At 62.6% G+C, this 9,680-nt stretch carries 12 protein-coding genes; 4 read left to right on the forward strand and 8 right to left on the reverse strand.

Features of this window, described 5'->3' with window-relative positions; genetic code table 11:
- Nucleotides 1-364 (reverse strand): efflux RND transporter permease subunit (locus tag ABYB95_RS10940; RefSeq protein ID WP_372658544.1); only part of this gene is annotated, 364 nt, incomplete at its 3' end.
- Nucleotides 365-372: 8 nt separating this feature from the next.
- Complete coding sequence (locus tag ABYB95_RS10945) at nt 373-1,494, reverse strand: efflux RND transporter periplasmic adaptor subunit (protein WP_372658546.1); 1,122 nt, start codon at nt 1,492-1,494, stop codon at nt 373-375.
- A 262-nt stretch (nt 1,495-1,756) separates the two neighbouring features.
- Between ABYB95_RS10945 and hpnC the strand changes: the two genes are divergently transcribed.
- Nucleotides 1,757-2,701, forward strand: a complete 945-nt coding sequence (gene hpnC, locus ABYB95_RS10950; protein WP_372658547.1) for a squalene synthase HpnC — start codon at nt 1,757-1,759, stop codon at nt 2,699-2,701.
- Between the two features lie 24 nt (nt 2,702-2,725).
- Here hpnC and pssA read toward each other — a convergent pair whose 3' ends face one another.
- The 4 genes from pssA to ABYB95_RS10970 all read right to left on the reverse strand — a co-directional run bounded on the left by pssA (nt 2,726) and on the right by ABYB95_RS10970 (nt 7,168).
- Nucleotides 2,726-3,535: a CDP-diacylglycerol--serine O-phosphatidyltransferase gene (gene pssA / locus ABYB95_RS10955; RefSeq protein WP_372658548.1), complete on the reverse strand. Its 810-nt coding sequence runs from the start codon at nt 3,533-3,535 to the stop codon at nt 2,726-2,728.
- Between the two features lie 156 nt (nt 3,536-3,691).
- Complete coding sequence (gene ilvC, locus ABYB95_RS10960; protein ID WP_372658549.1) at nt 3,692-4,708, reverse strand: ketol-acid reductoisomerase; 1,017 nt, start codon at nt 4,706-4,708, stop codon at nt 3,692-3,694.
- Nucleotides 4,709-4,787: 79 nt separating this feature from the next.
- Nucleotides 4,788-5,279 (reverse strand): acetolactate synthase small subunit, encoded by a 492-nt coding sequence (gene ilvN, locus ABYB95_RS10965; RefSeq protein ID WP_372658550.1) that lies wholly within the window; start codon nt 5,277-5,279, stop codon nt 4,788-4,790.
- Between the two features lie 113 nt (nt 5,280-5,392).
- Nucleotides 5,393-7,168, reverse strand: a complete 1,776-nt coding sequence (locus tag ABYB95_RS10970; protein ID WP_372658551.1) for an acetolactate synthase 3 catalytic subunit — start codon at nt 7,166-7,168, stop codon at nt 5,393-5,395.
- Between the two features lie 281 nt (nt 7,169-7,449).
- On the opposite strand from ABYB95_RS10970, the gene ABYB95_RS10975 reads away from it, so the two are divergent.
- The 3 genes from ABYB95_RS10975 to ABYB95_RS10985 are packed head-to-tail and all read left to right on the forward strand — an operon-like array spanning nt 7,450 to nt 9,059.
- Nucleotides 7,450-8,013: an RDD family protein gene (locus ABYB95_RS10975; RefSeq protein ID WP_372658552.1), complete on the forward strand. Its 564-nt coding sequence runs from the start codon at nt 7,450-7,452 to the stop codon at nt 8,011-8,013.
- A gap of 6 nt (nt 8,014-8,019) precedes the next feature.
- Nucleotides 8,020-8,442, forward strand: coding sequence for a diacylglycerol kinase (locus tag ABYB95_RS10980; RefSeq protein WP_372658553.1), 423 nt, complete (start codon nt 8,020-8,022; stop codon nt 8,440-8,442).
- Between the two features lie 29 nt (nt 8,443-8,471).
- Complete coding sequence (locus ABYB95_RS10985) at nt 8,472-9,059, forward strand: TIGR00730 family Rossman fold protein (RefSeq protein WP_372658554.1); 588 nt, start codon at nt 8,472-8,474, stop codon at nt 9,057-9,059.
- Nucleotides 9,060-9,098: 39 nt separating this feature from the next.
- Here the strand turns inward: ABYB95_RS10985 and ABYB95_RS10990 are convergent, their stop codons facing one another.
- Together ABYB95_RS10990 and ABYB95_RS10995 are read right to left on the reverse strand one after the other, a co-directional pair.
- Nucleotides 9,099-9,437, reverse strand: coding sequence for a P-II family nitrogen regulator (locus ABYB95_RS10990; protein ID WP_372658555.1), 339 nt, complete (start codon nt 9,435-9,437; stop codon nt 9,099-9,101).
- Nucleotides 9,438-9,561: 124 nt separating this feature from the next.
- Nucleotides 9,562-9,680, reverse strand: a 119-nt coding sequence (locus ABYB95_RS10995; RefSeq protein WP_372658556.1) for an NAD+ synthetase, incomplete at its 5' end; no start/stop codon positions are given.

The raw sequence follows: 9,680 nt of genomic DNA on the forward strand, positions 1-9,680 counted from the left end.
CGTCACCCGGTGGCGAAGAATCGGCGACCTGGAAAATGATCAGCGACTCACCCGGCTTGGAATAGCTGCGGATCTTGTCGGCGTAGGGCACTTCCTGCAGGGTTTTTTCCACCCGATCGGCCACTTGTTCGGCCATTTGCTGGGCCGTGGCGCCTGGCCAGTAGGCGCGCACCACCATGGCCCGGAAAGTGAACGGTGGGTCTTCGTCCTGCCCGAGCTGAAAGTAGGCCGCCACGCCCAGCAGCATCAACACGATCATCAGGTAGCGCGTGAGCGCCTGGTGATCCAGCGCCCACTGCGAGAGGTTGAAACGCGACACCCAGCTGGATTTTTCCGCCGCCGACGGATGGTTGTTCGGATGCATACCGGTCCTTAGTGAGTGGAGGCGCCAACGAACCGGACCACCTTTTGCCCCGGTGACAACACATGGCCACCCGCTGCCACCACCTCATCGCCCGGCTTCAGGCCCTCTGCGATCACCATGTTGTTGCCGTCGGCACCCGCTACAACCACCGGCCGCAACTGGACCGTGCTGCTGGCAGCATCGAACACCCAAACCGCAGAACCGCCTTGATCGCCCTCGCCAGCCGCGCGCATGAGCGCACTGGTGGGCACGCTGATGGCGCGGGGCGCCTGATCCGCTGCCGGGGCCAAGCGCACATAGGCGGTAGCGCCGAGAGCCACTGCCGCATCCGCTGGCAGCGCCAGTTTGACCTGGTAGGTACGGGTTTGCGGATCGGCGCCCGCCGCCACTTCACGCACCTGCCCTTGCAGCAAGCCCGCGTTGGCATCTGTCGATGCTTGGCTTGTGGCCCAGAGGCGAACCTGCGCCACCTGCCCCACGCGCAGTTGCGCCATACGGTCTTCCGGCACAGAGAACACCACGTCGCGTGCGCCGTCCCGGGCGATGCGCAGCACCGGCGCGCCTGCGGCCACCACTTGGCCCACCTCGGCCTCCACCGCCAGCACCACACCGGCGCCATCGGCTTGCAGTTGGGTGTAGCCCGCCTGGTGACCCTGCACCGCCGCCTGCGCCTGCGCCTGGCGCAGACCGGCTTGTGCGGCCCACAAAGTGGCCTGTCGCCGTTCGATTTCGGCGCCACTCACGAAGCCCTGGTTCTTCAAATCGGTGAAGCGGCGCAAATCGGCCGCCGCCAATGCGCTCTGGGTTTGGGCCGCGCTGACCTGCGCCTGCGCGGCCTGGCTGGACAGCGCGTAGTCCTGCGCGTCCAACTGGGCCAGCACTTGACCGCGCTGCACCCGCTGCCCCACTTCGGCGGCCCGTTGCACCAACTTGCCACCGACCCGAAAACCCAGCCGGGACTCCGAACGCGCCCGCACCTCGCCCGCGTACTCCTGGTGGCTGCCCAGCGTTTCGGCGCTCACCGTCAGGAGCTTGACCGAACGCACCGGCTCCGGCGGGGCTTCGGCTTTTGAACAGGCGGCCAGACCGAGCGCTGCGCTCAGAACGAGGACAATGGGCTGTGTTTTCATGACGGTGCGTACAGACGGTGTTGAAATGGCGCATGGAACGCTCAGAGCATGGACTTGACGAAACCCACCCTGGCGAATTCACCGGCTTGGGCCTGACCCACTTTTAATGACTGACCGGTTAGTAATTTGAATTGTAGTTCAATGGCATCCATTTGATCCACCGCAAAGGCAAAACCGGCGCCGAACACCAGCAGCTGAAAAAACCGCAGCCCTAGACCCCCGCCCTTGGGGCAAGAAACACCAGACTCCCGCCCCGCTCTACATGGACACACCCTCTCTCAGCCACACCACCCCGGTGACCGGTGCGGCACCGATCGGTATCGGGCATTACGAAAATTTTCCAGTGGCTTCACTGCTGTGCCCAGCCCATTTACGCCCGGCGGTGGCGGCGCTCTACCACTTTGCCCGCACCGCCGACGATCTGGCCGACGAGGGCGACAGTGGCCCGGAGGAACGCTTGAGCACCCTCGGTGCCTACCGGAGCGCGCTCGACGCCTGCCTGGCCAACGCCAATGCGAAAGACGGAGCCGCCCAGCCCGCGAACGGGTCCAGGGTCGAAGCTTGGCCACATGTATTTGCGCCACTGCAAATCGCCGTGCGGCAACACCAGCTACCCGCCGTGCTGCTGCATCGGCTGCTGGATGCGTTTGAGCAAGATGTGCGCCACACCGCCCACGGTCACCACTACGCCGACGCTGAAGAACTGCTGTCTTACTGCCATCTATCGGCCAACCCGGTGGGGCGCCTGCTGCTGCACCTGTATGGCGTGGGTGACGACACAGCGCTGGCAGAAAGCGACCAGATCTGCTCGGCGCTGCAACTCATCAATTTCTGGCAAGACATCAGTGTGGACCTGCCGCGCCAGCGGTACTACCTGCCCACCGCCACCTTGCAGCAACATGGCTTGCAAGTGCAGAACTTTGTCGCGGCGTTGGAGCCTGGAGCCACTCTGAGCACCGAGCAGAAAGACCGGCTCAGCGGCGCCGTCGCCGAACTGTGCGGTCAGGCCCGGGCGCTCATGCTGGCAGGTGCGCCGCTGGTGCACCGCGTTCCGGGCCGCGCAGGCTGGGAGTTGCGCCTGGTGGTACAGGGTGGCTTGCGGGTGCTGGAGAAGATCGCCCAGATGCGGCACCGCAGCTGGCAACAGCGCCCGAAACTGAGGGCCTGGGACGCTCCGCGCCTGCTGTGGCGCGCGCTGTGGATGTGAGCGCACGGGCCGCTCTGGTCGCCCCTAATCGTGCAGGCCGCGTTCGTCTGGCTCGTCGGTGGACGTGCTGATGACGCTGGTCTGGTGGCCCTTGGCCTTGCGCCAACCGTACACCGCATAGCCCGAAAGCCCATACACCACGAACAGGGCAAACAACACCGTGGGTGGGTGGATGTTGATCACCGCAATGCCCAGAGCCACCAGCACAATGGCCGCAAAGGGCACGCTGCGCTTGAGGCTCAAATCCTTGAAGCTGTAAAAGGGCACGTTCGTGACCATGGTCAAGCCCGCGAACAAGGTGATGGCGAACATGCCCCACCTCGCGTCGCTCGGCGGGTATTCCAGATCCGTCATCAGCCAGATGAACCCGGCCACCAGCGCCGCGGCCGCAGGCGACGGAAGCCCTTGAAAGTAACGTTTGTCCACCACCGCCGTATTGACGTTGAAACGTGCCAGACGCAAGGCCGCGCAGGCGCAGTAAACGAAGGCCGCGATCCAGCCCCATCGCCCCAGTGAGCTGAGCGTCCAGATGTACGCCACCAAGGCTGGCGCAGCACCGAACGACACCATGTCGGAGAGCGAGTCCATTTGTTCGCCGAAGGCACTCTGCGTGTTGGTCATGCGCGCCACACGACCGTCGAGGCTGTCGAGCACCATCGCCAGGAAAATGGCGATGGTGGACAAGTCGAAACGCCCGTTCATCGCCATCACGATGGCATAAAAGCCGCCGAACAAGGCCGCCAGCGTGATCATGTTGGGCACCATGTAGATGCCCTTGTTGCGTTTGGGACGCTCGGCGTCGTGTTCGTTGCGGGGTTCGGTTCCGTCGTGCATGAATACCTCAAATGGGCCTGCTCTGTCTGGCTGGCCTCTGGTGTTGCAAGCAGTGTAAGCCAGCACAACGCCAATCCAGCCAGAAAAGACAAAGGCCACAGATGTGGCCTTTGCGGGGACAAGTCTGCGGCGCGGAAGCGCGCCTCAGACAGGTACTCAGTTGCGGGTCTGGTCCACCAGCTTGTTTTTGGCGATCCAGGGCATCATGGCGCGCAGCTGGGCACCCACCACTTCGATCTGGTGATCGGCGGTGTTGCGGCGGCGAGCGGTCATGCTCGGGTAGTTCAGGCGCCCTTCCTGGATGAACATCTTGGCGTAATCGCCGTTCTGGATGCGCTTCAAGGCGTTGCGCATGGCTTTGCGCGACTCTTCGTTGATGACTTCCGGACCGGTCACGTATTCGCCGAATTCGGCGTTGTTCGAGATCGAGTAGTTCATGTTGGCGATGCCGCCTTCGTAGATCAGATCCACGATCAGCTTCAACTCGTGCAGGCACTCGAAGTAAGCCATTTCAGGGGCGTAGCCGGCTTCCACCAGCGTCTCGAAGCCCATCTTCAGCAGTTCAACCGCGCCACCGCACAAGACGGCTTGTTCGCCGAACAAGTCGGTTTCGGTTTCTTCTTTGAAGTTGGTCTCGATGATGCCGGCCTTGCCGCCACCGTTGGCCATGGCGTAGCTCAGTGCCAGGTCGCGGGCCTTGCCGCTCTTGTCCTGGTGCACCGCCACCAGGTGGGGCACGCCGCCGCCCTGGGTGTAGGTGTTGCGCACGGTGTGGCCGGGCGCCTTGGGCGCGACCATCCACACGTCCAGGTCGGCACGCGGCACGACTTGGTTGTAATGCACGTTGAAACCGTGGGCGAAAGCCAGCGAAGCGCCTTGCTTGATGTGGGGTGCCACGTTGTCGTTGTAGACCGAAGCGATGTTCTCGTCGGGCAACAGAATCATGACCACATCGGCGGCCTTCACAGCGTCATCCACTTCCATCACGGTCAGGCCGGCTTTGCCGACTTTGTCCCAGGATGCGCCACCCTTGCGCAGGCCGACCACGACTTTGACGCCGCTGTCGCTCAGGTTTTGGGCGTGGGCGTGGCCCTGGCTGCCGTAACCGATGATGGCCACGGTTTTGCCTTTGATCAGGGACAGGTCACAGTCTTTATCGTAGAAAACTTTCATGCGGTTGCTCCAGTTGAAATCAGTGAAAAATGGAATATTTAGAAAAATCTGGCGGGTCGCCAACGGCAGGCGCGCTAGTTTAAACGCGCAGCACCCGCTCGCCCCGCCCGATGCCCGAGGCGCCGGTGCGCACGGTTTCCAGGATGGCGCTGCGATCGATGGCCTGCAAAAAGGCGTCGATCTTGCCCTGGTCGCCGGTCAGCTCGATGGTGTAGCTCTTCTCGGTCACGTCGATCACGCGGCCCCGAAAAATGTCGGCCATGCGCTTCATTTCCTCGCGCTCTTTGCCTACTGCACGCACCTTCACCATCATCAGTTCGCGCTCGGTGTAAGGGCCTTCGGTGAGGTCCACCACCTTGACCACTTCGATCAGACGGTTGAGGTGTTTGGTGATTTGTTCGATGACGTCGTCCGACCCAGTGGTCTGGATGGTCATGCGCGAGAGGCTGGGGTCTTCGGTCGGCGCCACGGTGAGCGACTCGATGTTGTAACCCCGGGCCGAGAACAGCCCCACCACGCGGGAGAGTGCTCCCGCTTCGTTTTCCAGCAGGACAGCAATGATGTGTTTCATGATCAGGATTCCTCTTTTCTGAGCCCTCCCCTGCGCACGGTAATGCGCAGGCTTGGCTGCAAATAGATTCGTCTACAAAAATCCGCGCCGCAGCGCGGGATGGTGTGAAGGGTTCAAAGATCCTCGGAACCCAGGAGCATCTCGGTGATGCCCTTGCCGGCCTGAACCATGGGGAACACGTTCTCGGTCGGATCGGTGCGGAAGTCCATGAACACGGTGCGGTCCTTGAGCTTGCGCGCTTCGCGCAAGGCCGGCTCCACGTCCGCCGGGCGCTCGATCAGCATGCCGACGTGGCCGTAGGCCTCGGCCAGCTTCACGAAATTGGGCAAGGCGTCCATGTAGCTGTGGCTGTAGCGACCTTCGTAGTCGATCTCCTGCCACTGCCGCACCATGCCCAGGTAGCGGTTGTTCAAGGCGCAGATCTTGATCGGCGTGTTGTATTGCAAGCAGGTGGAGAGTTCCTGGATGCACATCTGCACCGAACCTTCGCCGGTGACGCAGAACACTTCGCTATCGGGTTTGGCCAGCTTGATGCCCATGGCGTAGGGGATGCCCACGCCCATGGTGCCCAGACCGCCGGAATTGATCCAGCGGCGTGGCTCGTCGAAACGGTAGTACTGCGCGGCCCACATCTGGTGCTGGCCCACGTCGGACGTGATGTAGGTCTCAACGTCCTTGGTCATGTTCCACAGCGTTTCGACCACGTACTGCGGCTTGATCACGTCCTTGTTGCTGTGGTCGTACTTCAGGCAGTCGCGCGAGCGCCAGGCTTCGATGGTCTCCCACCAACTGGACAGCGCACCGGCGTCGGGCTTGGTGGTGCTTTCACGCAGCATGCCGATCAGTTCGGTCAACACGTCTTTCACGTCACCAACGATGGGCACGTCCACTTTGACGCGCTTGGAGATGCTCGACGGGTCGATGTCGATGTGGATGATCTTGCGTTCGTTCTGCGCAAAATGCTTGGGGTTGCCAATCACGCGGTCGTCAAAGCGCGCACCCACGGCCAGCAACACGTCGCAGTTCTGCATCGCGTTGTTGGCTTCGACGGTGCCGTGCATGCCCAGCATGCCGAGAAACTTCCTGTCGGACGCGGGGTAGGCACCCAGGCCCATCAGCGTGTTGGTGACCGGGTAGCCGAGCATGTTCACCAAGGTGCGCAGCTCGTCGGTGGCATTGCTGAGCAGCACGCCGCCACCGGTATAGATATAGGGACGCTTGGCACCCAGCAGCAGTTGCAGCGCCTTGCGGATCTGCCCGCCGTGCCCTTTGCGCACCGGGTTGTAAGAGCGCATTTCCACGGACGCGGGGTGTCCGGTGTATGCGGTCTTGTTGAACGACACGTCCTTGGGAATGTCCACCACCACAGGGCCGGGGCGGCCGGTGCGGGCGATGTGAAACGCCTTCTTCATCACCATGGCCATGTCGCGCACATCCTTGACCAGGAAGTTGTGCTTGACGATGGGGCGCGTGATACCCACCGTATCGCACTCCTGGAACGCATCCAAGCCGATGGCCGCCGTGGGCACCTGGCCGGTGACGATCACCATGGGGATGCTGTCCATGTAGGCGGTGGCAATACCGGTGATCGCGTTGGTGACGCCAGGGCCGGAAGTGACCAGGGCCACGCCCACATCGCCGGTCGCACGGGCATAACCGTCAGCGGCGTGCACGGCGGCCTGCTCGTGGCGCACCAGCACGTGCTGAATCGTGTCTTGCTTGTAGAAAGCGTCGTAAATGTGCAGTACCGCGCCGCCGGGATAGCCCCAGATGTACTTCACGCCTTCGGCCTGAAGCGACTTGACGAGGATTTCCGCACCGCGGAGCTCTTGAGGGGCGGAGCCGGAGGCGGCCGCAGCGGAAGCCAGTTCGGCTTTGTTGATTTCCATGATGAACCTTTCGAGAATTTCTCTAACGAAAAACCTTGGGTGCCTCTTCACCCACTCTTGTGGAGCGGTGTCGAGACTTGAGGCCAGTGGACATGAGCGGACATATACCCCGCCGGACCCTGACCCGTTTGCCTTGATTGAATTGCAGTCGAACATTATCGCACTGCAACACAGCTTTGTTGGGGAACCCGGCCCACGCATCCGAAATATGTTGGAAATAGGCACGGAACGCAGCGTCACGGACGCAATGCGACAATCTCCCGCTGACTCTTTGTGATGCCATGACCGACGCTGCCCTCGACCCCGTTCTCCCCGTTCCCAGCCCGTTGTTGGCGCCTTCGCTGTCGCGCCGCATGGCCTGCTGGCTGTACGAAGGCATGTTGATGTTCGGCGTGGTCTTTGTCGCGGGCTACCTGTTCTCCACCCTGACCCAGACCCGGAACGCGCTGGACAACCGCCACGCGCAGCAAGCCTTTCTGTTCGTGGTGTTCGGCATTTACTTCACCTGGTTCTGGGCGCGCGGACAAACCCTGGCCATGAAAACCTGGCATATCCGGGTGGTCGACCTGCAAGGCCAGGCCTTGTCGCAGCCGCGCGCCTTGTTGCGCTACGTGCTGGCCTGGCTATGGTGGCTGCCGCCACTGGCGCTGGCCTGGGTGCTCCAGCTGGCCGCAGCCGACCTGGCCTGGTTGACGGTGGGCTGGTTGATCCTGTGGGCCAACCTGTCACGCCTGCACCCCCAGCGGCAGTTTCCGCACGACGTCATCGCAGGCACACGGCTTGTGCATTTCAAGCCCGCCGAGCCGATCAAAAAATCCGGCAAACGCCCGTTCTGGCGCGTTTGATTCCCCATGAACACCCCACGTCAGCACGAAACCATGCCCAGCGCCCCCCGAGAAGCGACCGATGCCCAGAAGCAGCGCACCGGCATCAGCCGCATGCTGCACGCCTTTGGCTACTCGATCGCCGGCCTGCGCGCCGGCTGGGGCGAAACAGCGTTCCGACAGGAAGCCCTGGCCTCTCTGGTGCTGATCCCGGCCGCGTTCTGGCTCGGTCGTACCTGGGTGGAAGTGGCCTTGCTCACCGCCAGCGTGATCCTGGTGATGGTGGTGGAGCTGCTGAACACCGGCATTGAGACCGCGATCGACCGCATCGGCCCCGAGTGGCACGACCTCTCCAAACGCGCCAAAGACATGGGCAGCGCTGCCGTGCTGCTCAGCCTGCTGGTGTGGGGCGGGGTCTGGATCGCAGCGCTCTGGAACCGGCTGCATTGATTGAGAGAGCGACAGTTACGCCCATGCCCATGAAAAAACCCCATTTTTCTCTTTGTGTGTATTGCGGCTCCCGACCCGGCGCCGATCCCGCCTTCGCCGCAGCGGCACAAGCGGTCGGTCAGTGGATTGGCGGCCACGGTGGCCAGCTGGTGTATGGCGGCGGTCGCAACGGCCTGATGGGTGTGGTCGCGCAAGCCACGCTCGATGCCGGCGGTCGGGTGCTGGGCATCATTCCCAGGGCCTTGGTGGAACGGGAATGGGCCAACCACAACTGCACCGAGCTGCTGGTGGTGGACACCATGCACGAACGCAAGCGCCTGATGGCCGAACACGCCGACGCGTTTGTCACCCTGCCGGGTGGCATTGGCACGTTCGAGGAATTTTTTGAGGTCTGGACCTGGCGCCAACTCGGCTACCACGACAAACCCGTGGGGCTGCTCAACGTGAACGGCTACTACGACGGCCTGATGGCATTTCTGCAAGCCAGCGTGGCGCAACAATTCATGGGCGACGCGCAGCTGGACCTGATCCGTGTGGAAGCCGAAGTACAGCGCCTGCTGCCCGATCTGGTGCAGGCTGCGGGCCTGGCGCCAGAGACGCGCCTGGACGCGCTCTGATCGCAAAAAAGCCCGCCACAAGCGGGCTGGGTGCAGACTTCAGACGGCGGTTTCGTTCTCTTCACCGGTGCGGATGCGCACCACACGTTCGACCGCAGTCACAAATATCTTGCCGTCCCCGATTTTGCCGGTATGGGCGGCGCGGATGATGGCGTCGACACAGCGCTCCACGTCGTCGGACTTGACCACCACCTCGAGTTTGACCTTGGGCAAAAAATCCACCACGTACTCGGCGCCGCGGTACAGCTCGGTGTGGCCTTTCTGGCGTCCAAAGCCCTTCACCTCGGTCACCGTCAGGCCCGTCACGCCCTGCTCGGCCAAGGCCTCGCGAACCTCTTCCAGCTTGAATGGTTTGATAACGGCTGTGATCTGTTTCATGGGTCTGCTCCTGAGGCCAAGGGTCTGCGAACGAGAAACTTTATCACGCGCATCCCCTCATCGTGGGATTCGCCTCGGCCACGTGCCTTTGGCTATCGCCCGCGTCGAACGCGTAGGGTACCTCTCAAGCCCGGTATTTGCTGGTGATGGGATAGCGCCAGTCGCGGCCAAAACCGCGGTGTGTCACCCGGATCCCCACCGGCGACTGGCGGCGCTTGTACTCGTTGATGCGCACCAGCCGCA

The organism is Hydrogenophaga sp. (assembly GCF_041633695.1).
Taxonomy (GTDB): Bacteria; Pseudomonadota; Gammaproteobacteria; order Burkholderiales; family Burkholderiaceae_C; genus Hydrogenophaga.

Bases quoted from the DNA above. Each gene is read 5' to 3' on its own strand.
- ABYB95_RS10945 (WP_372658546.1), bottom strand. From the start codon at position 1,494: ATGAAAACACAGCCCATTGTCCTCGTTCTGAGCGCAGCGCTCGGTCTG.
- hpnC (WP_372658547.1), top strand. From the start codon at position 1,757: ATGGACACACCCTCTCTCAGCCACACCACCCCGGTGACCGGTGCGGCA.
- pssA (WP_372658548.1), bottom strand. From the start codon at position 3,535: ATGCACGACGGAACCGAACCCCGCAACGAACACGACGCCGAGCGTCCC.
- ilvC (WP_372658549.1), bottom strand. From the start codon at position 4,708: ATGAAAGTTTTCTACGATAAAGACTGTGACCTGTCCCTGATCAAAGGC.
- ilvN (WP_372658550.1), bottom strand. From the start codon at position 5,279: ATGAAACACATCATTGCTGTCCTGCTGGAAAACGAAGCGGGAGCACTC.
- ABYB95_RS10970 (WP_372658551.1), bottom strand. From the start codon at position 7,168: ATGGAAATCAACAAAGCCGAACTGGCTTCCGCTGCGGCCGCCTCCGGC.
- ABYB95_RS10975 (WP_372658552.1), top strand. From the start codon at position 7,450: ATGACCGACGCTGCCCTCGACCCCGTTCTCCCCGTTCCCAGCCCGTTG.
- ABYB95_RS10980 (WP_372658553.1), top strand. From the start codon at position 8,020: ATGAACACCCCACGTCAGCACGAAACCATGCCCAGCGCCCCCCGAGAA.
- ABYB95_RS10985 (WP_372658554.1), top strand. From the start codon at position 8,472: ATGAAAAAACCCCATTTTTCTCTTTGTGTGTATTGCGGCTCCCGACCC.
- ABYB95_RS10990 (WP_372658555.1), bottom strand. From the start codon at position 9,437: ATGAAACAGATCACAGCCGTTATCAAACCATTCAAGCTGGAAGAGGTT.